At 73.2% G+C, this 23157-nt stretch carries 15 protein-coding genes; 4 read left to right on the top strand and 11 right to left on the bottom strand.

Annotation, left to right across the window (positions count from 1 at the left end; all coding sequences use genetic code 11):
- Positions 1-317: 317 nt before the first annotated feature.
- The 3 genes from arc to EDJALFJO_RS28965 form a co-directional block, all read right to left on the bottom strand.
- Positions 318-2030 (bottom strand): proteasome ATPase, encoded by a 1713-nt coding sequence (gene arc / locus EDJALFJO_RS28975; protein WP_088289796.1) that lies wholly within the window; start codon positions 2028-2030, stop codon positions 318-320.
- 285 nt (positions 2031-2315) lie between these two features.
- The gene (locus EDJALFJO_RS28970; protein ID WP_088289795.1) at positions 2316-3371 is read right to left on the bottom strand and encodes a tRNA (adenine-N1)-methyltransferase; all 1056 of its coding nucleotides are present in this window, start codon (positions 3369-3371) and stop codon (positions 2316-2318) included.
- Positions 3372-3400: 29 nt separating this feature from the next.
- Positions 3401-4567, bottom strand: a complete 1167-nt coding sequence (locus tag EDJALFJO_RS28965; RefSeq protein ID WP_088289794.1) for a site-2 protease family protein — start codon at positions 4565-4567, stop codon at positions 3401-3403.
- Between the two features lie 70 nt (positions 4568-4637).
- On the opposite strand from EDJALFJO_RS28965, the gene EDJALFJO_RS28960 reads away from it, so the two are divergent.
- The 3 genes from EDJALFJO_RS28960 (at position 4638) to EDJALFJO_RS28950 (ending at position 9049) form a co-directional block, all read left to right on the top strand.
- Positions 4638-5489, top strand: a complete 852-nt coding sequence (locus EDJALFJO_RS28960; protein WP_088289793.1) for a PD-(D/E)XK nuclease family protein — start codon at positions 4638-4640, stop codon at positions 5487-5489.
- A 201-nt stretch (positions 5490-5690) separates the two neighbouring features.
- Positions 5691-6512 carry an ABC transporter ATP-binding protein gene (locus EDJALFJO_RS28955; protein ID WP_088289792.1) on the top strand — a complete coding sequence of 274 codons (822 nt, stop codon included), beginning with the start codon at positions 5691-5693 and terminating at the stop codon, positions 6510-6512.
- Between the two features lie 2 nt (positions 6513-6514).
- Positions 6515-9049: an ABC transporter permease gene (locus EDJALFJO_RS28950; protein ID WP_088289791.1), complete on the top strand. Its 2535-nt coding sequence runs from the start codon at positions 6515-6517 to the stop codon at positions 9047-9049.
- 96 nt (positions 9050-9145) lie between these two features.
- Here EDJALFJO_RS28950 and EDJALFJO_RS28945 read toward each other — a convergent pair whose 3' ends face one another.
- From EDJALFJO_RS28945 to metH, 7 genes are all read right to left on the bottom strand, one after another.
- Positions 9146-10237 (bottom strand): ABC transporter ATP-binding protein, encoded by a 1092-nt coding sequence (locus EDJALFJO_RS28945; protein ID WP_088289790.1) that lies wholly within the window; start codon positions 10235-10237, stop codon positions 9146-9148.
- Entirely contained in the window at positions 10234-11310 is a 1077-nt protein-coding gene (locus tag EDJALFJO_RS28940; protein ID WP_088289789.1) for an ABC transporter ATP-binding protein, read from the bottom strand. Before EDJALFJO_RS28940 ends, EDJALFJO_RS28945 begins: the two co-directional genes overlap by 4 nt.
- 5 nt (positions 11311-11315) lie before the next feature.
- On the bottom strand, positions 11316-12248 hold the full coding sequence (locus tag EDJALFJO_RS28935; protein WP_088289788.1) for an ABC transporter permease: 933 nt from the start codon (positions 12246-12248) through the stop codon (positions 11316-11318).
- Positions 12245-13255, bottom strand: a complete 1011-nt coding sequence (locus EDJALFJO_RS28930) for an ABC transporter permease (RefSeq protein WP_088289787.1) — start codon at positions 13253-13255, stop codon at positions 12245-12247. Before EDJALFJO_RS28930 ends, EDJALFJO_RS28935 begins: the two co-directional genes overlap by 4 nt.
- 96 nt (positions 13256-13351) lie before the next feature.
- Positions 13352-15052 (bottom strand): ABC transporter substrate-binding protein, encoded by a 1701-nt coding sequence (locus EDJALFJO_RS28925; protein ID WP_088289802.1) that lies wholly within the window; start codon positions 15050-15052, stop codon positions 13352-13354.
- A gap of 181 nt (positions 15053-15233) precedes the next feature.
- Positions 15234-15920 (bottom strand): HAD family phosphatase, encoded by a 687-nt coding sequence (locus EDJALFJO_RS28920; RefSeq protein ID WP_088289786.1) that lies wholly within the window; start codon positions 15918-15920, stop codon positions 15234-15236.
- A 72-nt stretch (positions 15921-15992) separates the two neighbouring features.
- A complete protein-coding gene (gene metH / locus EDJALFJO_RS28915; protein ID WP_088289785.1) occupies positions 15993-19535 on the bottom strand; it encodes a methionine synthase in 3543 nt (1180 codons plus the stop codon).
- A gap of 179 nt (positions 19536-19714) precedes the next feature.
- Here metH and EDJALFJO_RS28910 point away from each other — a divergent pair, with 179 nt between their 5' ends.
- Positions 19715-20581, top strand: a complete 867-nt coding sequence (locus EDJALFJO_RS28910; protein WP_088289784.1) for a PAC2 family protein — start codon at positions 19715-19717, stop codon at positions 20579-20581.
- A gap of 26 nt (positions 20582-20607) precedes the next feature.
- On the opposite strand, the gene EDJALFJO_RS28905 is transcribed toward EDJALFJO_RS28910, so the two are convergent.
- A complete protein-coding gene (locus tag EDJALFJO_RS28905; protein ID WP_143448851.1) occupies positions 20608-23142 on the bottom strand; it encodes a BTAD domain-containing putative transcriptional regulator in 2535 nt (844 codons plus the stop codon).
- Positions 23143-23157 lie beyond the last annotated feature (15 nt).

The raw sequence follows: 23157 nt of genomic DNA, 5'->3' as shown, positions 1-23157 counted from the left end.
AACCACCTACTCTTGACCGCCCAAGACCAACCCGTTGCACCCACCGCCTGAATCCGCCTCGTTCTTGGGGTACGTCCGACACCAGAGGACGAGCAAGGGTGCATACGGCACCAGAGGACGACGCGCGTGCGGTGCATGAGCCGCCAGAGGACGCCGGCGACACGTGCGCGACCCGCCAGAGGACGCCGGCGACACGTGCGCGACCCGCCAGAGGACGCCGCCTGCCCGAGAACCGACCCCGGACGCACGAACGGCGCCCCCGCAGCTGCGGGGGACGCCGTCCGGCACTGCCGGGACTGCCGGGACTGCTGCGCGGCCTAGAGGTACTGGCCCGTGTTGGCGACGGTGTCGATCGTCCGGCCGGGCTCGGTGCCCTGCTTGCCCTGGATGATCGTGCGGATGTAGACGATCCGCTCGCCCTTCTTGCCGGAGATCCGCGCCCAGTCGTCGGGGTTGGTCGTGTTCGGCAGGTCCTCGTTCTCCTTGAACTCGTCCACGCACGCCATGAGCAGGTGGTCGAGGCGGATGCCCCGCTGCCCGGTCTCGAGGAGGTCCTTGATCGCGGTCTTCTTCGCCCGGTCGACGATGTTCTGCACCATCGCGCCGGAGTTGAAGTCCTTGAAGTAGAGGATCTCCTTGTCGCCGTTCGCGTACGTGACCTCGAGGAACTGGTTCTCCTCGGTCTCGGAGTACATCCGCTCGACGACCCGCTGGATCATCGCGAAGACGGTCGCCGTCGGCGAGCCCTCGTTGGCGGCGACGTCGTCCGCGTGCAGCGGGAGGTCCGGCGTCAGGTACTTGCCGAAGATGTCCTTGGCCGCCTCGGCGTCCGGACGCTGGATCTTGATCTTCACGTCCAGCCGGCCCGGCCGCAGGATCGCCGGGTCGATCATGTCCTCGCGGTTCGAGGCGCCGATGACGATGACGTTCTCGAGCCGCTCGACGCCGTCGATCTCGCTGAGCAGCTGCGGGACGATCGTCGTCTCGACGTCGCTGGAGACGCCCGACCCGCGGGTGCGGAAGAGCGAGTCCATCTCGTCGAAGAAGACGACGACGGGCGTGCCCTCGGACGCCTTCTCCCGGGCCCGGGCGAAGATGAGCCGGATGTGCCGCTCGGTCTCGCCGACGTACTTGTTGAGCAGCTCGGGGCCCTTGACGTTGAGGAAGTAGCTCTTCGACTCCTTGACCCCGCGCAGCTCGGCGATCTTCTTCGCGAGCGACCGCGCGACGGCCTTGGCGATGAGCGTCTTGCCGCACCCGGGCGGGCCGTACAGCAGCACGCCCTTCGGCGGTTTGAGCCCGTGCTCCCGGAAGAGGTCCGGGTGCAGGAACGGCAGCTCGACGGCGTCCCGGATCATCTCGATCTGCGGGCCGAGACCACCGATGTCGGTGTAGTCGATGTCCGGCACCTCCTCGAGGACGAGGTCGTTGACCTCGGCCTTGGGGATGCGCTCGAACGCGTAGCCCGAGCGGGTGTCCATCGTCAGGGCGTCCCCGACACGCAGCTTGACGCCGCGCAGCGGGCCGGCGAGGTGGACGACCCGCTCCTCGTCGGCGTGGGCCACGACGAGGGCGCGGTCCTCGTCGATGATCTCCTTGACGATGACGATCTCGCCGGTGCGGTCGAACTCCTTCGCCGCGACGATGTTGAAGGCCTCGTTGAGCATGACCTCCTGGCCGGCGAGGATGTCGTCCCGCTCGACCGAGGGGCTCACGGAGACACGCATCTTGCGACCGCTGCTCATGACGTCCGCGGTGCCGTCCTCGTCACCGGGGCCGACGTAGATGCCGTAGGTGTTCGGGGGCTGGGCGAGCCGGTCGACCTCGGCCTTGAGGGCGACGATCTGGTCGCGCGCGTCGCGCAGGGTCGACGCGAGTCGGTCGTTCTGGTTGGCCAGCTGGGCCACCTGGGCCCGGAGCCTCGCGAGCTCCTCCGGGCCGGCGGCGTCACGTGCCGCTCGGAGCCGCTCCACCTCGTGCTGCAGGCGTGCGATCTCGGACCGGAGCGATGCGTCGTCGTTGTCGGTCATGCCGGGCACCTCCCTCCCCATGGGGCGGACACGTTCGACCCTAACCCGCGGACCCACAAGTGCGCCCGAGGGCCGTTGTCGACGAGGCGAGACGTTCGTCTCGCTCCCCGTTCCCACTTCGGGCCATTGTGCGGTGCTTCCTCACCTCGGACGGGTGATGCGTCTCACGTGGCGGTCATGTGATGTACACCAATCGCTGAACACGCGGCGTGTCGTCCGGTTCGCGAAGAGTGTTCACACCGGCCACGCCCGCCGCACGGGCCCCTCCGGACCCGCGCCCGGCCGTCAGCCCCAGCTGTCGGGCAGTGTCGGCCGGCCCTCGCCGTCCGGTCCCGCCGTCGCGGTGACGTCCCGGACCACCTTGCGGATCTTCTTCTCCGAGACCGGCCGCTCGCCGAGCTCGTCCGCCGTCCACTCGCCCCAGGCGGCCTCGACCTCCTCGCCGCCCTCCCGGGTCGACCCGGCGGGACGGCGCCGGCGCAGCGGCGGCGTGACGCCGTCGGCGAGCCGCCGGGACGTGATGAGGAAGCCGGTGTGGCCGACCATGCGGTGCTGCGGCCGGACGGCGAGCCCCTCGAGGTGCCAACCGCGCACCATCGACTCCCAGGCCTGGGGCTCGGTGAAGAGGTTGCTCTCGCGCATCGCCTCGGCGACCCGGGAGAGCTGGGTGGCGGTGGCGACGTAGCAGATGAGGACGCCGCCGGGCACGAGCGCGCGGGCCACGGCCTCGAGGCACTCCCACGGCGCGAGCATGTCGAGGACGACCCGGTCGACCGGCTCGGCGTCGCCGCCCCGGTCCGGGTGGCCCTGCTCGATCGACTCGACGAGGTCCCCGACGGTGACCCGCCAGGCCGGGTGCGGCCCGCCGAAGAACGTCTCGACGTTGGCCCGGGCGATCTCCGCGAAGTCGGCGCGCCGCTCGTAGGAGTGCAGGAGCCCGGTGTCACCGACGGCCCGCAGCAGCGACATCGACAGCGCGCCGGAGCCGACGCCGGCCTCGATGACGCGCGCGCCGGGGAAGATGTCGGCCATCGCGACGATCTGGCCGGCGTCCTTCGGGTAGACCACCGCGGCGCCGCGGGGCATCGAGAGCACGTAGTCGGCGAGGAGCGGGCGCAGCGCGAGGTACTCGATGCCCGCCGTGTTCGTCACGACCCAGCCCTCGGGCTGCCCGATGAGCTCGTCGTGCTTGAAGAGCCCGCGGTGGGTGTGGAACTCCTTGCCGGGGGCCAGGGTGATCGTGTGCATCCGGCCCTTGGGGTCGGTGAGCTGCACCCGGTCGCCCTCGCGGAACGGGCCGCGGCGGTGCTCGGCGCCCGTGGGCGTGCCGGTCGACGTCATGGCCCGCGAGTCTAGGGGCCCGGTCCGGCTCAGCCGCCGCCGACCACCGCGGCGACCGTGCGCCAGTCGAGGACGCCGACGACCCGGCCGCCGTCGACGACGGCGTACTCGGCGGCGGGCGTCTCGCGCAGGCGCTCGAGCAGGTCCTCCCCCGACAGGTGCGGGGACAGCACGAGCGGGGGCAGCCCGCGCCCGACGGACGAGACCTGCACCAGGCCCGCGCGCTCGGGCGGGACGGCCGCAGCCGCCGCCTCGTCGACGATCCCGACCGGGTTGCCGTAGCCGTCGAGGACGACGACGAGAGGCTCCGGCGGGACGACGCCGGTCGCGGGCGGGGACGACGGGCGGACGGCGTGGACGGCGGCCCGTGCGTCGGCGACGCTCGCGGCGCCCGAGACGGTGACCGCGGGCCGCATGAGCCGGCCGGCGACGACGTCCTGCGCCGCCCGGCGGAACCGGGCGTAGCGGATCGACCCGGTGGCGCCGCGCCAGAGCATCCAGCCGATCGCTGCCGACCACAGCACGGTGATGACGCCCGGCTGGTAGCCCTGGGTGAGCGGGCGGACGACGAACCAGAGGACGACGAGGACCGCGACGGCCTGCCCGATCCGGCCCGCGACGACGGTGCCCGTCGTCCGTGACCGGCTGACCGCCCAGACGATCCCCTCGAGCACCCGGCCGCCGTCCAGCGGCAGCCCGGGCAGGGCGTTGAGCACGGCGACGAACCCGTTGGTGTAGGCGAGCATGAGAAGGATGCCGCGCACGACCCCGCCGTCGGTCGCCACGGTGGCGAGCAGGCCGCAGACGACGGCGAGGGCACCGTTCGTCAGCGGCCCGACCCCGGCGACGAGGATGCTGCGGCCCGGCGTCCGGATCTCCTCGGAGAAAGCGGTGTGGCCGCCCCACAGGTCCAGGACGATGTCGGTCGGCGGGGTGCCGACGGCGCGCGCCGCGACCGCGTGCGCGAGCTCGTGGAGGAACACCGACCCCAGCAGCAGCGCGGCGAAGCCGAGGCCGACGAGGTAGGCGGCCGAGCTCGCGATGCCGTCGACGTACGAGGCGACCTGCGGACCGACGAGGAACGCGATGACGACGGCGATGAAGAACCAGGACCGCCGCAGGTACACGGGCGTCCCGGCCACCGAGCCGAGCCGGAAGCTGCCGGCGTGCTCGGGCGGGGCCTGCGTCTGCGCCATCTCACGATCCTAGGTCGGCGTCGCCCGATCAACGGCCGCGCTGTCGGTGACGTTCCCTAGAGTCCTCCCCATGGCCACTGCACTCTCCCCCTCGCGCGCCGGGGACTTCATGCAGTGCCCGCTGCGCTACCGCTTCCGCGTCGTCGACCGGCTCCCCGAGGCGCCGAGCCCGGCGGCCGTCCGGGGCACGGTCGTGCACGCCGTCCTCGAACGGCTCTTCGACCTGCCCCGCGATGACCGCACGCTCGAGGCCGCGCGCGGGCTCCTCCCGTCGCAGTGGGCCCGGGTCCAGGAGGAGGCCCCCGAGCTCGCGGCGCTCTTCGAGGGCGACGGTGAGGCCGTGACGACGTGGCTCGCCAGTGCCGAGTCGCTCCTGGAGAAGTGGTTCGAGCTGGAGGACCCGACCCGCCTCGAGCCCGCCGAGCGCGAGCTGTACGTCGAGACCGTCCTCGACGACGGGCTCGTGCTGCGCGGCTACGTCGACCGGCTCGACGTCGCGCCGGACGGCCGGCTCCGCGTCGTCGACTACAAGACGGGCCGCGCGCCGCGGGAGAGCTTCGAGGCCAAGGCGCTGTTCCAGATGAAGTTCTACGCGCTCGTCCTGTGGCGGCTGCGCGGCACGGTCCCGTCGGTGCTGCAGCTCGTCTACCTCGGCAACGGCGAGATCCTCCGGTACACGCCCGACGAGGCCGACCTGCTCGCGACCGAGCGCAAGGTCAAGGCGCTCTGGGCGGCGATCGCGCACGCCGCCGAGACCGGCGACTGGCGGGCGTCGCCGAGCAGGCTGTGCGACTGGTGCGACCACAAGGCGCTCTGCCCGGCCTGGGGCGGCACTCCCCCGCCGCTGCCGGACGGCGCCGTGGAGATCGTGCTCGGCGAGCGGGCCTCGGCCCTCGCCGTCCCCGGCCTCGACGAGGAGTAGCCGAAAGGACGACGCCGGGTCCGACGGACGGCTGAGCGACGACCGTTCCGACGACACTGCGTGTCCACCTGCTGGTTGATCTGCCCGACGCATCCGGCTGCAAGGATCGGAACCGGGGCCGGGGGCTGACCCGTCGTCACAGAGTGCAGGTGGCCCTACTGCCTTGACCCTGCCGCCACGGCAGGCTCGAGGATCACGACCATGCCCGGGCCACGAGGGCCCGTCCGGGGCGAACCGATCGAGGAGGACATCGTGACCGATGGTCACGTCACAGCAGGACCGGCCGGCGCCGTCGCGCAGGCCGTCGACCTGACGAAGGTGTACGGCAGCGGTGAGGCGGCCGTGCACGCGCTCGACGGTGTGAGCGTCGAGTTCGAGCGCGGGCGGATGACCGCGATCATGGGGCCGTCCGGGTCGGGCAAGTCGACGCTCATGCACTGCATGGCCGCCCTCGACACCCCGACCTCCGGGACCGTCGTCATCGACGGCGTCACGGTGAACGGGTTGAAGGACAAGGCCCTGACGACGCTGCGCCGGGACCGGCTCGGCTTCGTCTTCCAGTCGTTCAACCTCGTCCCGACGCTCACGGCGCGGGAGAACATCACGCTCCCCCTCGACATCGCGGGCACGAAGCTCGACCAGGCGTGGTTCGACACGATCATCGACACCGTCAACCTGCGCGACCGGCTCACGCACCGGCCGAACCAGCTCTCCGGCGGCCAGCAGCAGCGCGTCGCGTGCGCGCGGGCGCTCGTGAGCCGGCCCGCGATCGTCTTCGCCGACGAGCCGACGGGCAACCTCGACTCCCGGTCCAGCGCCGAGATCCTCGGCTTCCTGCGCCGCTCGGTCGACGAGTTCGGCCAGAGCATCGTCATGGTCACGCACGACCCGGTCTCCGCGGCGTACGCCGACCGCGTGCTCTTCCTCTCGGACGGGCGCATCGTCGACGAGATCACCGCGCCGACGGCGGACTCGGTCCTCGCCCGGATGCGCGGCTTCGAGCCGGCCGGACGGCAGGGCTGACGATGCTGCGCATCACGCTCAAGAGCGTCCGCGGGCACTTCCTCCGCTTCCTGCTCACCGCGTTCGCCGTCATGGTCGGCACCGGCTTCGTCGCGGGCACCTTCGTGCTCAGCGACAGTATCCGGGCGACCCTCGACGGGTTGTTCAACCAGGCGTCCAAGGGCGTCGACGTCGTCGTCCGAGGTACCGAGACGGGTGCCGCCGGGCAGGCGTCGTCCGGCCGGGCGGCACTCCCGCTCGACCTCGAGAAGCAGCTCGCGGCCGTGCCCGGGGTCAAGCGGGTCGTCCCCGACCTGCAGGGCACCGCGCTCATCGCCGGCAAGGACGGGACGGCGGTCCGCAGCGGCGGTGCGCCGGGTCTCGGTTTCTACTGGGACCCGCAGGGCCAGTCCTTCACCTTGCTCGACGGCCGCGGGCCGACGAAGGCCGGCGAGGTGGCCGTCGAGAAACGCACGCTCGAGCTGAGCGGGCTCGCCGTCGGCGACACCACCCAGGCCGTCATCGGCGACCAGCGGCAGTCCGTGACGATCGTCGGTGAGGTGAAGTTCGGTGCGGGGACGACGTTCGGCGCGACCGCCGTGCTCGTCGACGCGCAGAGCGCCCGCACCCTCTTCGCACCCGACGGCCGGGTCGGCGACTTCCAGCTCGAGGCGGCCGACGGCACGAGCGAGGCGACGCTGCGCGCCGCCGTCGCGAAGGCGCTGCCCGCCGACGCGGAGGCGATCACCGTCACGGACTTCAACAAGGAGAACCAGGAGACGCTGGGCACCGCACTCGGGTTCATCACGACGTTCCTGCTGGTGTTCGCCTTCATCGCACTGTTCGTCGGTGGGTTCATCATCTACAACACGTTCGCGATGATCGTTGCCCAGCGCACGCGTGAGCTCGCGCTCCTGCGTGCGGTCGGGGCCTCGCGGCCGCAGGTGCGCCGGGTGGTCCTCGGCGAGGCGTTCGTCGTCGGCCTGGTGGGCTCGGCCGTGGGCATCGGCTTCGGGGTCCTCGTCGCGGCCGGCGCGAAGGCCGCGCTGCGGTCCTTCGTCGGCATCGACCTGTCCTCGGACCTTCCGGTGGACGCTCTCACCGTCGCTGTGAGCCTCGTCATCGGCACCGTGGTGACGATGATCGGTGCGTACCTGCCGGCCCGCCGCGCGGCGAGGATCGCCCCCGTCGCTGCAATGCGCGACGACATGTCGATCCCCGCGAAGGGCCTGCGCCTACGCGGTGGCCTCGGTCTGTCGGGCATGGCCGTCGGCGCGGGCCTCGTCGTCGCGGGGGTCACCCGGGACGACATCGCTTGGCAGCTCGTCGGCCCGGGTGCATTGCTGGTGAAGGGTGGTGCCATCGCGTCGGCACCCGTCCTCGCCCGCCCGGTGATCCGGGTCGTCGCGGCACCGTTCGCCGCGACGCTCGGCGTCGTCGGCAAGCTCGCCCGGGAGAACGCCCTCCGGGTCCCGCGGCGGACGGCCACCACGGCCAGCGCGCTCATGATCGGGCTCGCACTCATCTCGGCGCTCGGCGTCGTCGCGCAGTCGACGAAGGCGAGCGTCGCGGACCTCGTCGCGCAGGAGATCCGCTCCGACTTCGTGCTCTCCGCGGGTGGCGGCGTCGCTGTCCCGACGTCGGTCGGGCCGGCGGTCGCAGCGCTCCCGGGGGTGCAGTCGGTCGCCGACGCCGTCGGGTTCGGGGTGCGGACCAGCGACGGCGACGACCTCGGCGCCTCCGCGGGGACCGCGAAGGGGCTCGGCGACAACTTCGACATCACGATGCGGTCGGGCTCGCTCGACGCGATCGACCGCGGCGAGATCATCGTCAACGGGGACACCGCGGCGGAGCAGGGCTGGACAACCGGCTCGAAGGTCTCTCTGGCAGTCGGTGCGTTGGCACAGAAGGAGTACACAGTCGGCGGGGTCTTCGCGCCGATGCAGATCCTCGCGACGGATATCGTCGTCGGGGAGGACCTCCTCGAGGCCGCGGTGCCGGCGGCGCAGCGGTTCAACCAGGGCGTCTTCGTCAAGGCGGCGCCCGGTGCCGACCTGACCGCGCTGCGGGCCGCGCTCGTCGGCGAGGTCAAGGAGTTCCTCGTCGTGAGCGTCGAGGACGGCGAGGAGTTCCAGAGCACCGCGGCTGCCGGGGTGAACATCATCCTCGGCATCCTCTACGCGCTCCTGCTCTTCAGCGTCGTCATCGCTGTGCTCGGGATCATCAACACCCTGGCGCTGTCGGTCTTCGAGCGGACCCGGGAGATCGGGCTGCTGCGGGCCGTGGGCCTTCGCCGCCGCCAGCTGTCAGGGATGATCACCATCGAGGCGGTGACGACGGCGCTCTTCGGGGCGCTGCTCGGCACGGCGCTCGGGGTCGGGCTCGGCGTCGCGCTACAGCGCGGGCTCAGGAACCAGGGCCTGGAGCTGCTCGCGATCCCGTGGTCGACGATCCTCGTCGTCCTCGCGGCGTCCGCGTTCGTCGGCGTCCTCGCCGCGGTCCTGCCGACGGTCCGCGCCGTCCGGCTCGACATCCTCAAGGCGATCGCGACGGAGTAGCCGGGCCGACGCCCTGACAGGTGCGAGGGGACGGCGAGGGCGGCGGGTGCACGTGACCCGCCGCCCTCGCCGTGCCGGGCGCAGCGCGACCGGTGCTCAGGTCTCGGTCGGCACGGCGGTCGCGTCGAACGCGGACGCGGCCGGGGTGATCCGGCCGTCGGCGACCTCCTCGGCCCAGTGGCAGGCGACCCGGTGACCCGGGGCGAGGGTCCGCAGCGCGGGGACCTCGTCGTCGCAGCGCGTCTCCTGCCGGAACGGGCAACGGGTGTGGAAGCGGCAGCCGGACGGCGGGTTCGCGGGGCTCGGCAGGTCGCCGGCGAGCAGGATCCGCTCGCGGCGGTCCTCGACGTCCGGGTCCGGGATGGGGATCGCCGACATGAGCGAGATCGTGTACGGGTGCCGCGGCGTCGCGTAGAGGTCGTCGCTCGGGGCCTCCTCGACGAGCATCCCGAGGTACATGACACCGATCGTGTCGCTCACGTGCCGGACGACGGCGAGATCGTGCGCGATGACGACGTACGTGAGCCCGAGCTGCTCCTGGAGGTCCTCGAGCAGGTTGACGACCTGCGCCTGCACCGAGACGTCGAGCGCCGAGACCGGCTCGTCGGCGATGACGAGGTCGGGGTTCAGCGCGATCGCGCGGGCGATCCCGATGCGCTGCCGCTGGCCGCCGGAGAACTCGTGCGGGTACCGGCCGGCCGCGCTCCCCGGCAGGCCGACGACGTCGAGCAGCCGGCGCACGTGCGCGTCCTTGCCGCCCTCCGGCGTCACCCCGTGCGCGGCGAGCGGCTCGAGAAGGACCGACTCGACGCTCTGCCGCGGGTCCAGCGACGACATCGGGTCCTGGAAGACCATCTGCATGCGGCGCCGCTCGCGGCGCAGAGCCTCGCCCTTGAGCGACGCGACGTCGACGCCGTCGAACTCGACGGTCCCCGCGGTCGGCTCGACGAGCCGCAGCACGGCCCGCCCCAGCGTGCTCTTGCCGCAGCCGGACTCCCCCACGAGGCCGTACGTGCTCCCGCGCGCGACGTCGAGGTCGACGCCGTCCACGGCGCGCACGTGCCCGACGACCCGGTCCACGAACACGCCCTTGACGATCGGGAAGTGCACCTTGAGGCCCCGGACCTTGAGCAGCGGGCCGGCCCCGGCCGGCGCGGACGCTGTGGGCTCCCCGACGGTCTCGCTCACGCGTCCTCCTCCTGCGCCGCGGCTGTCCGGCCCGGCGGCGGCAGCGGGTTCCAGCAGCGCACTGACGCGTGCCCGCGCACCTCGAGCGCGGGCGCGGACGTCGTGCACGCGTCGACCCGGTGGTCGCACCGCGGCGCGAACGCGCAGCCGGTCTCCCACGGGATCGTGTCGTTCGGCGAGCCCTGGATCGGGTGCAGCGGCGCACCGCGGGGCGCGTCGAGCCGCGGGATCGACGCGAGCAGGCCGCCGGTGTACGGGTGCCGGGGCGAGCCGAACAGCGGCCGTCGCGGCGCGGACTCGACGACGCGGCCCGAGTACATGACGTGCACGGTGTCGCAGAGCCCGGCGACGACCCCGAGGTCGTGGGTGATCATGAGCAGGGCCGTCCCGGACTCCCGGACGAGCTGGCGGAGCAGGTCGAGGATCTGCGCCTGGATCGTCACGTCGAGCGCCGTCGTCGGCTCGTCGCAGATGAGCAGCCGTGGCCGGCAGGCGAGCGCGCTGGCGATGAGCGCCCGCTGCCGCATCCCCCCGGAGAGCTGGTGCGGGTAGTCCTTGAGCCGGCGGACCGGGTCCGGGATGCCGACCCGGCGCAGCAGGGAGGCGGCCTCCACGGACGCCTGCTCGCGGGTCATGTCACGGTGCCGGCGCAGCACCTCGGTGACCTGGACGCCGATGCTCACGACCGGGTTGAGCGACGTCATCGGGTCCTGGAAGACCATCGCCATCTCGCGCCCGCGCAGGTCGCGGAGCCGGTCGTCCGACGCGCCGAGCAGCTCCTCACCCTCGAGCCGGACGCTCCCGCCGACGCGCACGCCGCGCCCCGGGAGCAGGCCCATGACGGCCAGCGCCGTCACCGACTTGCCGGAGCCGGACTCCCCGACGAGGCCGACGGTCTCCCCCGGCCGGATCGCGAAGCTCACGCCGTCGACGGCGCGGACGTCGCGCCGGCCGCGGCGGGTGAACGTCACCGAGAGGTCGTCGACGGCGAGCAGCGGCCCGTCGTACGCCGTCCGCCCGGGGCGGCCGGGGGCCTGGCCGAGGTCGAGCTCCTCGCTCGTGCCGGTTCCCATCCGCGTCACCGCCGGTACTTCGGGTCGAGGGCCTCGCGGAGGGACTCCCCGAGGAGGGTGAACCCGAGCGCGGCGAAGACGATCGCCAGGCCCGGGAACACCGCGAGGTGGAACGCGGACGCGAGGAACCGCTGCGTCTCGGAGAGCATCCGGCCCCACTCGGGGACGCCCGGGTCGGAGCCGGACAGCCCGAGGAACGACAGGCCCGCGGCGTCGATGATCGCGGTCGCCAGGGCGAGAGTGCCCTGGACGATGACCGGTGACAGCGAGTTCGGCAGCACGTGCCGCAGGACGACGAACCGCCGCCGGACACCGAGCGAGGTCGCTGCGAGGGCGTAGTCGCTCCCCCGCTGGGCGAGCATCGAGCCGCGCAGGATGCGCGCGAACACCGGCACGTTCGTCACGCCGATCGCGATCATCACGGAGGTGAGCGACTGGCCGAGCATCGCGGCGACGGCGATCGCGAAGAGCAGCTGCGGCACGGCGAGCATCATGTCGACGACGCGCATGACGATGTTGTCGACCCAGCCGCCGAACGCGCCGGCGAGCAGCCCGAGCAGGATGCCGACCGTCGCGCCGAGGAGCAGCGAGACGACGCCGATGATCAGTGACTGCCGGGCGCCGTAGAGCACCCGGCTCAGCTCGTCGCGGCCGAGGTTGTCCAGCCCCATCCAGTGCTCGGCGGACGGGCCGGGGATGTTCGTCGGCGTCACCGTGCCCTGGCCCGGGGTGTCGGTCGGGCCGTAGGGGGCGAGCCACGGCGCGAGCACCGCGACGGCGACGAAGAGCACGACGAGCACGAAGCCGACGACGGCCGCGGGGTCGCGGCGCAGCCGCCGCCACGCGTCGCGGCCGAGCGAGCCGCCCTCCTCCGCCCCGGCGAGCACCATCGCCGTCCGCGGGTCGGCGGCGGCGCCGAGCTCGTGCGGTGCCGTCATCGGGCCCTCACCCTCGGGTCGACGAGGCCGTACGCGATGTCGACGAGCAGGTTCACCACGACGACGATGACGGCGATGATGAGGATGAACCCCTGGATCACGGAGAAGTCCCGGTTCGAGATCGCGAGGTTGAGGAACCGGCCGACCCCGTCGAAGGCGAAGACCGTCTCGGTGAGGACGGCGCCCGACAGGAGCAGCCCGACCTGCAGGCCGGTCACCGTGATGACCGGGAGCATCGCGTTGCGCAGCACGTGCCGGCGGGTGATCGTCCGCTTGAGCAGGCCCTTGGCCTCGGCGGTGCGGACGTAGTCCTCGTGGACGACGTCGAGCACCGACGCCCGGGTGATCCGGGTGATGATCGCCAGTGGGATCGTGCCGAGCGCGATCCCGGGCAGGATCAGGTGCTTGGCGGCGTCCCAGGCGGCTGCAGGGTTGCCCGTGATGATCCCGTCGAGCACGTAGAACCCGGTGGGGTGCACGGCGTCGAGGAACTCGCGGCTGTCCTGCCGCCCGGTCGCCGGCAGCCAGCCGAGCTTCACCGCGAAGGCGTACCTCAGCAGGTAGCCGAGGAAGAACACCGGCACCGTCACGCCGATGAGCGAGCCGGTCACGGACACGTTGTCGAGCAGGGTCGTGTGCCGCCGCGCCGCGAGGTACCCGAGCGGGATGCCGAGCCCCACGGCGAAGATCCCGGCCGCCAGGCTCAGCTCGACGGTCGCCGGGAAGAGCCGGAGGAACTCCTCGGTGACGGGCCGCTGGGTGCGGATGCTCGAGCCGAAGTTCAGCTGCACCGCGCGCTCGAGGAACGACAGGTACTGCTCGTACCAGGGCCGGTCGAGCCCGTAGAGCCGGTTGATCTGGGCGATCTTCTCGGGCGTCGCGCGCTCGCCGAGCAGCGCGACGGCCGGCCCGCCCGGCAGCGCCCGCACCCAGAAGAAGAGCAGGATCGACAGGCCGAGCAGGATCGGGACGAGCTGCATGAGCCGCCGGACCGCGAACCTCAGCACGAGGCCCCCTCACCACACGTGGTGCAGGTCCGGCCCGGTGACCGCCGCGAGGGCGGGCACCGGACCGGACCGGGCACCGGGACGGTCAGCGACAGGTCACTTGGCCGGGACCGTGACGTCGGTGAACAGCTCGCTCGAGGTCGGGCTCGGGACGAAGCCGGTGACCCCGGCCTTGAACGCGAGCGACGGCTGGGTGTGCGCGTACGGGACGCCGGGCAGGTCGGTCATGATGACCTTGCTCGCCTGCTCGTAGTCCGCGGTGCGCTTGGCCAGGTCGGTCTCCGCCTCGGCCTTGTCGAGCAGGGACTGGAGGTCCTTGTTCTTGTACCCCCACTGGAGCTGGGTCGACTGGAAGAACGTCCCGATGAAGTTGTCCGGGTCGCCGAAGTCGCCGGTCCAGCCGAGCAGGTAGATCGCGGCCTTGCCCGCGTCGACCTGGTTGAGGTAGTCCGGGTTCCACGGCGCCGACTTCGTCGTGACCTTGAAGCCGACGGCCTCGAGGTCCTTCTTGAAGAGCTGGTAGTTCGCCTCGGGGTTCGGCATGTAGGGCCGGGACACGTCGGTCGGGTACCAGAACTCCACCGTCGGGTTCGGGACCCCCGCCTCGGCGAGCAGGGCCTTGGCCTTCGCCGGGTCGTACGCGTACGTCGGGACGTCCTTCGCGTAGCCGAAGACCTCCGGCGGCATGAACTGCGTCGCGACCTGCGCGCCCTCGGGGTAGTTCGTCTTGATGACGTTCTCCCGGTTGAGGGCGTAGGCGACGGCCTCGCGCACCTTCGGGTTGTCGAGCGGCTTGATCGCCTGGTTGAACCCGACGTACGCGACGTTGAACGCCGGCCGGTTGAGGATCTCGTAGCCGCCGTCCTTGAGCGCCTGGACGTCCGAGGGGTCGACGAGGTCGTAGCCGTCGATGTCGCCGGCCTCGAGCGCCTGCCGGCGGGCCGGGCCGTCCGCGATCGGCTTGAGGACGAGGGTCTTGATCTTCGCCTTGGCGCCCCAGTAGGTGTCGTTGCGCTCGAGGATGAGCTGGTTGCCCTTCTCCCACTTGGCGAGCTTGAACGGACCGGTGCCGATCGGGTGCTCGGAGCCGAAGGTGCCGCTGAAGACGGGGGCGTCCGCCGTCCCGGAGACCTCGTCGGCCTTGAACTCGGTGAGGGCCTTCGGGCTCGCGATGAAGAACGAGGGCAGGGACAGCGCCGAGAGGAACGTCGAGGACGCCTTCGTCAGCGTGATCGTCGCGGTCGTCGCGTCGGTCGCCTCGCACTTGGAGTACAGGCTCGGCGGGAGGGAGTCGTCCTCGTTCTTCGCGAAGCCGCCGAAGACCGTCGTCCAGTAGTAGGCGATCGACGCGGACTGCTGGATGCCCTTGAAGTTGTACCAGCGGTCGAAGTTCGTGCAGACGGCCGCGGCGTCGAACGCCGTCCCGTCGGTGAACGTCACGCCGCTCTTGAGCTTGAAGGTCCACGTCTTGCCGTCCGGGGACGTGGTCCACGACTCGGCGAGGTTCGGGATGACGTCCGTCGTGCCGGGCTTGCTCGTGACGAGCCCCTCGAAGATCTGCTGGATGGCCCGCAGCGACTCGCCGTCGCTGACGTAGGCGCCGTCGAGCGTGATGGGGTCGGCGGACCCCGCGAAGATGAACGTCGCGTCGGAGGCGCCGTCCGTCGCCCCGCCCGTCGCGTCCCCCGTGGCCGTGCTGCTGCCCCCGCTGCAGGCGGAGAGGGCCAGGCCGGCCGCGGCGGTGACCGCCAGGGCCCGTACCGCGGTGCGGTGCTGCCATCGTGTCCCGGGTCGCATGCTGACCACCTCACGTCCGAGTGTCGGCCGTCTGCCCGGCCCACAACGTTGGGCCGACCCTAGAGGCCCGCTGTTGCGGCCAGGAAGGGCGTGGCGCCACCAGAACGTCACGTTTGTGCAACGCGGGCAGGAGATCCGACGGGCGGCGGCCGCACGGCCCGGAGGACCGGCGGCGGCGGGCTCAGCCCCGCAGCGCCGCCGCGACGCCGGCGAGGTCCTCGGGCGTGACGCCCTCGAGGGTCTTCACGACGTGCCGGCCGGGGGCCGGGAGCACGGGCACCGTGTGCTCGACGGCGAGCACCGGCACACCGGCGGCGGTCGCCGAGGCGACACCCGTCGGGCTGTCCTCGATGGCGACGCAGTCGGCGGGGTCGACGCCGAGCAGCGCCGCGGCCCGCAGGTACGGCTCGGGGTGCGGCTTGCCCCGGTCCACCTCGTCGCCGCAGACGGTCGTCGCGAACGAGCCGTCCGGCAGGCACGCGACGATCGAGTCCGCGAGGTCGCGGTAGGACATCGTCACGAGGGCGCACGGCACCCCGGCGTCGCCGAGGGCCGCGAGCAGGTCCTGCGCGCCCGGCCGGAACGGGACGTGCTCGCGGACCCGCTCGACGACACCCTCGATGAGGGCGGCGACGACCTGCTCGCCGGTGAGGTCGAGGCCGGCGTGCTCGCGGATGTACTCGCCGCTGTACGGCAGGTTCATCCCGACGAGGGCGCGCGCGTGGTCCTCGCTCCACGTCCCGCCGTGCGCGGCGACGAGGGCGAACTCGCACTCGATCCAGTACGGCTCGGTGTCGACGATCGTGCCGTCGAGGTCCCACAGGACGGCGGCGGGCAGGACGAGGTTCTCCTCGGGGAGAGCACTCACGAGGTATCGGTCGCTTTCTTCGGTGGTGCCCGGCGACCGGTCCGCGTCGTCGCGGTGCCCGGTCGCGCGGGCTCAGGTGGCGTTGAAGTACTTCGCCTCGGGGTGGTGGACGACGAGGGCGTCGGTCGACTGCTCCGGGTGCAGCTGGAGCTCCTCGGAGAGCTCGACACCGATCCGCTCCGGCTTGAGCAGCTCGACGAGCTTGGCGCGGTCCTCGAGGTCCGGGCAGGCCGGGTAGCCGAAGGAGTACCGCGAGCCGCGGTAGCCCTGCCGCAGGATCGCCGACAGGTCGCCGTCGTCCTGCGCGCCGTAGCCGAGGTCCGAGCGGACCCTGGCGTGCCACGCCTCCGCGAGCGCCTCGGTGAGCTGCACGGACAGCCCGTGCAGCTCGAGGTAGTCGCGGTAGGCGTTCTTCGCGAACAGCTCCGCGGTCGCCTCGGCCACCCGCGGGCCCATCGTCACGAGCTGGAAGGAGATGACGTCGGGTCCGCCGAGCCGCTCCGCCTCCTCGCGGGACCGGAAGAAGTCCGCGAGGCAGAGCCGGCGGTCGCGGCGCTGCCGCGGGAACGTGAAGCGCATCCGGTCGGTGCCGGGCACGCCGCCGGTGCCGTCGCCCTCGTGGTGCAGCAGGACCAGGTCGTCGCCCTCGGAGACGCACGGGTAGAACCCGTAGACGACGGCCGCCTCCAGCAGGCCCTCGGTCTTCACCCGCTCCAGCCACATCCGCAGCCGCGGCCGGCCCTCGGTCTCGACGAGCTCCTCGTAGGAGGGACCCTGGCCGCTGCGGGCACCCTTGAGGCCCCACTGGCCGACGAACGTCGCGCGCTCGTCGAGGTAGCTCGCGTAGTCGGCGAGCTGGATGCCCTTGACGACCCGCTCGCCCCAGAACGGCGGCGTCGGCACCGGGAGGCCGCGCTCGACGTCCGAGACCCTCGGGCCGTCGTCCGCACCGTCGGTGTCGGGCAGCAGCGCGACGTCACGCTGCCGCACCCGGCGCGGGCGCAGCGCCGGCAGCTCGGCGCCGGGGACGCCGCGCTTGACGGCGACGAGGGCGTCCATGAGGCGCAGCCCCTCGAACGCGTCGCGGGCGTAGCGGACCTCGCCGTCGTAGAGGTCGGCGAGGTCGTTCTCGACGTAGGCCCGGGTCAGTGCGGCGCCGCCGAGGATGACCGGCCACTGCGTCGCGGTGCCCCGGGAGTTGATCTCCTCGAGGTTCTCGCGCATGACGACCGTGGACTTCACGAGCAGCCCGGACATCCCGATGACGTCGGCGTTCGCGTCCTCGGCGGCCCGCAGGATCTCCGAGATCGGCTGCTTGATGCCGATGTTCACGACGTCGTACCCGTTGTTGCTCAGGATGATGTCGACGAGGTTCTTGCCGATGTCGTGGACGTCGCCCTTGACCGTCGCGAGCACGATCGTGCCCTTGCCCTGGTCGTCGGTCTTCTCGATGTGGGGCTCGAGGTGCGCGACGGCCGCCTTCATCGTCTCGGCGGACTGCAGGACGAACGGCAGCTGCATCTCGCCGCGGCCGAAGAGGTCGCCGACGACGCGCATCCCCGCGAGCAGGTGGTCGTTGATGATGTCGAGCGCGCTGCGGCCGTCGGCGATCGCCTCGTCGAGGTCCTGCGTGAGGCCCTTGCCCTCGCCGTCGATGATCCGGCGCTCGAGCCGCTCCCCCAGGGGCAGGGCGGCGAGCTCGGCGGCGCGGTCCGCGCGCAGCGCGGCGGTGTCGACGCCCGCGAAGGTGTCGAGCATCGCGCTCACCGGGTCGTACGTGACCCGGCCGTCGTCGTCCCGGACGCGGCGGTCGTAGACGAGGTCGAGGGCGACCTTGCGCTGGTCCTCGGGGATCCGGGACATCGGCAGGATCTTCGCCGCGTGGACGATCGCCGAGTCCAGGCCGACCTTGACGCACTCGTGGAGGAAGACCGAGTTGAGCACCTGGCGGGCGGCCGGGTTGAGGCCGAAGGAGATGTTCGAGAGTCCGAGCGTCGTCTGCACGCCGGGGTAGCGGTGCTTGACCTCGCGGATCGCCTCGATCGTCGCGACCCCGTCGCCGCGGGTCTCCTCCTGGCCGGTCGCGATGGGGAAGGTCAGGCAGTCGACGACGATGTCCTCGACGTGCATCCCCCATTGCTGGGTCAGGGTGTCGATCAGCCGGGACGCCACGGCGACCTTGTGCTCCACGGTCCGGGCCTGCCCGGTCTCGTCGATCGTCAGCGCGACGACGGCGGCGCCGTGCTCCCGGACGAGCTCCATGATCCGGTGGAACCGGCTGCCCGGCCCCTCGCCGTCCTCGAAGTTCACCGAGTTGATGACCGCGCGGCCGCCGACGAGCTCGAGACCGGCCTGGAGGACGGCGGGCTCGGTCGAGTCGAGGACGAGCGGCAGGGTCGAGGCCGTCGCGAACCGGCCGACGACCTGCTTCATGTCGGCGACGCCGTCCCGGCCGACGTAGTCGATGCAGACGTCGAGCAGGTGCGCGCCGTCGCGGGTCTGGGCGCGCGCGATGTCGACGCACTCGTCCCACTTCTCGGCGAGCATCGCCTCGCGGAACGCCTTGGAGCCGTTGGCGTTCGTCCGTTCGCCGATCGAGAGGTACGCGGTGTCCTGCCGGAACGGCACGTGCTGGTAGAGGCTCGCGACGCCGGCCTCGGGGCGCGGACGGCGGGCCGTGACCTCACGGCCGCGGACCCGCTCGACGACGTGGCGCAGGTGCTCGGGCGTCGTCCCGCAGCAGCCGCCCACGAGGCCCAGACCGAACTCACGGGTGAACGTGTCGTGGGCGTCCGCGAGCTCGGACGGCGACAGCGGGTAGCGCGCGCCCTCCATGGACACCTCGGGCAGGCCGGCGTTCGGCATGCACGAGACGGGCACCCGGGAGTGCTTCGCGAGGTGGCGCAGGTGCTCGCTCATCTCGGCCGGGCCGGTCGCGCAGTTCAGCCCGATCGCGTCGACCCCGAGCGCCTCCAGCGCGGTGAGGGCGGCGCCGATCTCGCTGCCGAGCAGCATCGTGCCGGTCGTCTCGACGGTGACCTGGACGATGACCGGCAGGTCCTCCCCCGCCGCGGCGACGGCCCGCTTGGCGCCGACGATCGCCGCCTTGGCCTGGAGCAGGTCCTGCGCAGTCTCGACGAGGACGGCGTCCACGCCGCCCTCGACCATGCCGGCCACCTGGACGGCGTAGGCGTCCCGCAGCGTCGCGTAGTCGACGTGGCCGAGCGAGGGCAGCTTCGTGCCCGGGCCGACCGAGCCGAGGACGAACCGCGGCTGCTCGGGGGTCGACCACGCGTCGGCGGCCTCCCGGGCGATCACGGCGCCGGCCCGGGCCAGCTCGTGGATGCGGTGCTCGATGCCGTACTCGCCGAGGTTGCCGAGGTTCGCGCCGAAGGTGTTCGTCTCGACGGCGTCGACGCCCACGGCGAGGTAGGCGTCGTGCACGGAGCGGACGACGTCTGGCCGGGTCACGTTGAGGACCTCGTTGCACCCCTCATGGCCCTCGAAGTCGGCGAGGGAGGGGTCGGCGGCCTGCAGCATCGTCCCCATGGCACCGTCGGCGACGACGACGCTGCGGGCGAGCCGGGTGCGGAGGATGTCGGAGCGGCTGCTCATGAGGCGTCCATCCTACGTGCTGTCGGCGGCGCCGCTCACGGCCCTGCCCCCGGCGCGCCCCCGGGTGGCGCCTTTCCTGCGGCGGCCCGGTGCGCCGTAGGGTGGCGTAGCCGTCGCCCTGCGCGTGGCGGCCTGCAGCACCGACGGCGGGGGTGGTCCCCGCCAGGAGGAGGAGGCCGGTGAGCGAGCACCCGGACGTCCCGGTCCTGCGGGATCCGGTGATGGTCGCGGCCTTCGAGGGCTGGAACGACGCCGGTGAGGCGGCGAGCAACGCCGTCGCGCACCTCGAGGAGGTCTGGGGCGCCACGCCGTTCGTCGAGCTGGACCCCGAGGATTACCACGACTTCCAGGTCAACCGCCCCGTCGTGCACCTCGACGACGAGGGCCGGCGGCACGTCACGTGGCCCACCACCCGGATCTCGTGGGCGCGCCCGCCGGGGGCCGACCGCGACGTCCTCCTCGTCCGGGGCATCGAGCCCTCCATGCGCTGGCGGAGCTTCGTCGTCGAGGTTCTCGGGCACGGGGCCGCGCACGGCGCGACGATGCTCGTCACCCTCGGGGCGCTGCTCGCAGACGTCCCGCACACCCGCCCGATCCCGGTCTCGACGACGAGCGACGACCCCGCTCTCATGGAGCGGCTGGCCCTGGAGCCGTCGACGTACCAGGGCCCGACCGGCATCGTCGGCGTCCTCCACGAGGGCGCGGCGCGCGAGGGCCTGCCGGGCCTGTCGCTGTGGGCCGCCGTCCCGCACTACGTCGGGCAGAACCCCTCGCCGAAGGCGACGCTCGCCCTGCTGCGCCGGGTCGAGGAGCTCCTCGACGTCACCGTGCCGCTCGGCGAGCTGCCCGAGGACGCCCGCGCCTGGGAGCACGGCGTCGACGAGCTGGCCGAGGAGGACGGCGAGATCGGCGAGTACGTGCGCCAGCTCGAGGAGGCCAAGGACACCGCGGACCTCCCCGAGGCGACCGGCGAGGCGATCGCCCGCGAGTTCGAGCGGTACCTGCGGCGCCGGGACGACGGCCCCGCGGCACCCGGCGGCGCCTGAGCCCGGCTCCTCTCCCCCTGCTCGTGTCAGCCGGGGGTGTCGAGCAGCCGCCGGCGCAGCATCTGCACCGTGGGGCCGGGCCCGGTCCCCAGGTGCTCACGCAGCCGCCGGTCCAGCGACGCGTAGGCGGCGAGGGCGTCGTCGTGCCGTCCGAGCCCGGCCAGTGCCGTCATGAGCTGCTCGGTGAGGCCCTCGTCGAGCGGGTGACGGCGGATGAGGGCGCGCAGGTCCGCGACGGCGGCCTCCGGGTGGCCCGCGGCGAGCTCGGCGTCCACGCAGGCGCGGGCGGTCCGGTCGCGCCAGGCGCCGAGCCGGGTCCGCTCGGCGGCGAACCAGCCGCCGTCGAGGCCGGGCAGCAGCCGGGACGGCACCTGCTCGAGCGCCGCGCGCAGGTCGGTGGCCGCGGCGTCGGCCCGTCCCGCGGCGAGGGCGGCGGTGCCGCGGGCGGCGAGGGTCTGCGCGACCTCGAGGTCGAGGACCCCGGGACGCACGAGGGCCGCCCGGCCGGGGGGCGAGCCGGCGGTCGCCGAGGTGCGCAGGCTCAGCGCGCCGGCGAGCGCGGCCGTGGTCCCCGGGCTGACGCCGTCCAGCGCCGTCCGCACGGCCGCGAGCAGCGCGTCGACGGTCGCGGACGGGTCAGCGGCCTGTCGCACGCCGGCGGCGTCGACGAGGTCGCCGTCCGCGACCGCCGTCCCGTGCCGCAGCAGCAGTGCGGTGAGCATCCGGTGGCATGCCGCGTCGGGCAGCCGCACGGCGAGACCGTCGACGGCGACGAGGCTGCCGTCGAGCACCGCGAGCCGCACCTGCAGCGGCGACGGCGGCGCGGGGGCGGTCCGCGGGGCGGACGCCGCGACCCAGCTCGCCGGGGCCGGTGGCGGCAGGGGGCGCGCGGCGTCCGGGACCGGCGCGGTGGGCCCGGCATCGGGGGCCGGCGCGGTGCGTGCGGGGCGGGTGAGCGTCGCGTGGAGGTCGTCGATGGCGGCCGCGGCGCGCCCCCGCCAGTGCGCTCCGAGCTCGTACCGGGCGTCGTCCCGGACGGCGAGCGCACCGGCCGTGTCGCCGACGAGGTGGTACCCGGTCATGAGGCGTTCGCGGAGGTCGAGCGACCGCGGGAACCGGGCGACGAGCCCCTCGAGCAGGCCGAGCGCGTGCTCGATCCGGTCGGCGGGCGTCGTCGTCCTGGCCAGCGTCGCGTCGACGAGCGCGTCGGCGAGCACCTGGCCGGCCCGGGCCGCGCGGTCGTCGAGCTCGAGGCGGCGGGGCTCGAACCAGGGCCCGTCGAGGCCGTCGAGCGGGCGGTCGCCGTAGATCGTCCACGCGTCGAGCAGCGGGTCGACGGCCGCCTCGGAGCGGCCCTCGGCCGCGAGCCGCAGACCGGTGCGGGCCAGCGCGTCGACCTCCTCGGCGTCCGTGCAGGGGTCGGGCAGGTCGAGCAGCCACCCGTCGGGACCGCGTTCGACGACGGCGCGCGGCGGCGTGGTCGCCCGCAGCTGGGAGGTGAGGACCCTGGCCTCCATCCGGACGGCGGCCTCGGGGTCGAGGGGCGTCCGGCCGGTCCACATCGCGGCCGCGAGCTCCGTTGCCGGCAGGGACCGCCCCCTGGACAGGACCAGCGCCGCGAGGAGCGCTGTGGGCACGGCGCCGGCCGGGGTGACGTCCCGGCCGTGCCGCAGCGCGCGGAACGGCCCGAAGAGCGAGAAGCGCAGCGGTGGTGTCGGCGACGATGCGACGCGGTCGTCGGCCGGGGTGCCGGAGAGCGGACGGGAAGCGCCGGGCGCGGGCCTGCCGAGGGCTGCCACCCGCGGGGACGCGACGGGCATCGCCGCGGGCCGGGTCCGCAGCCGGTGCAGCGCGTCGCCGTGGTCGTTCCAGGCCTGCCGCCCGAGCGCCGCCTCCGCGCGGCGGAGCGTGAGCCAGATGTCGGCGTCCTGCCCGAGGGCCCGCTGGGCGTGGACGAGGCGCTCCCACAGCGCCGGGGACGAGCCGAAGCGGCGGAGGAAGCCGTCGATCCGGTCCGGCAGGTCGTCGTCCGCGCCGATCGCGAGCCAGGCGTCGGTGAGGGCGAGGCAGGCGGTGAGGACCTCTGCCTCCAGCTCCTGCCTGCGGGCGGCGAACCACGGCCCGGTGAACGACTCGTGGGCCGGGCGCGCGGCCAGTTGCACCGCCCGGGCGAGCCGGCTCTCGGCCGCCAGGACGCGCCGCGCGGCGAGGTCCGCCTGCCCGTGGGCGAGGGTGGCGCGGAAGTCGTCGAGGTCCGTGACCCCGGGGGCGAGGTGCAGGGTCCACCCGGCGTCCGTCACGTCGAGACGGGCCAGCCGCGGGTCGGCGCCCGCCAGCGCCCGGGTCACCCCGCCCAGGTCCGCGGTGACGCGCTGCCGCGGCCGGAGCGGCTCGCTCCCCGGCCAGACCGCCGCCACGAGGTCGCCCGCCGTGACGAGGACGTTCGGGCGCGTCGCGAGGACGGCGAGCAGCCCGCCCTCGTCGGTCCGGCGCGGGGTGACGTCCCGGCCGTCCCGCTCGACGTGCAGGGACCCGAACAGCCGGATCCGCAGCGTCCCCATGATCGGCAACGGTAC

It is taken from the genome of Kineosporia sp. A_224, from assembly GCF_002198655.1.
Taxonomy (GTDB): Bacteria; Actinomycetota; Actinomycetes; order Actinomycetales; family Kineosporiaceae; genus R-H-3.
The sequence above is the reverse complement of the archived record's forward strand: the minus strand, read 5'-3'. Positions and strand labels throughout refer to the sequence as shown.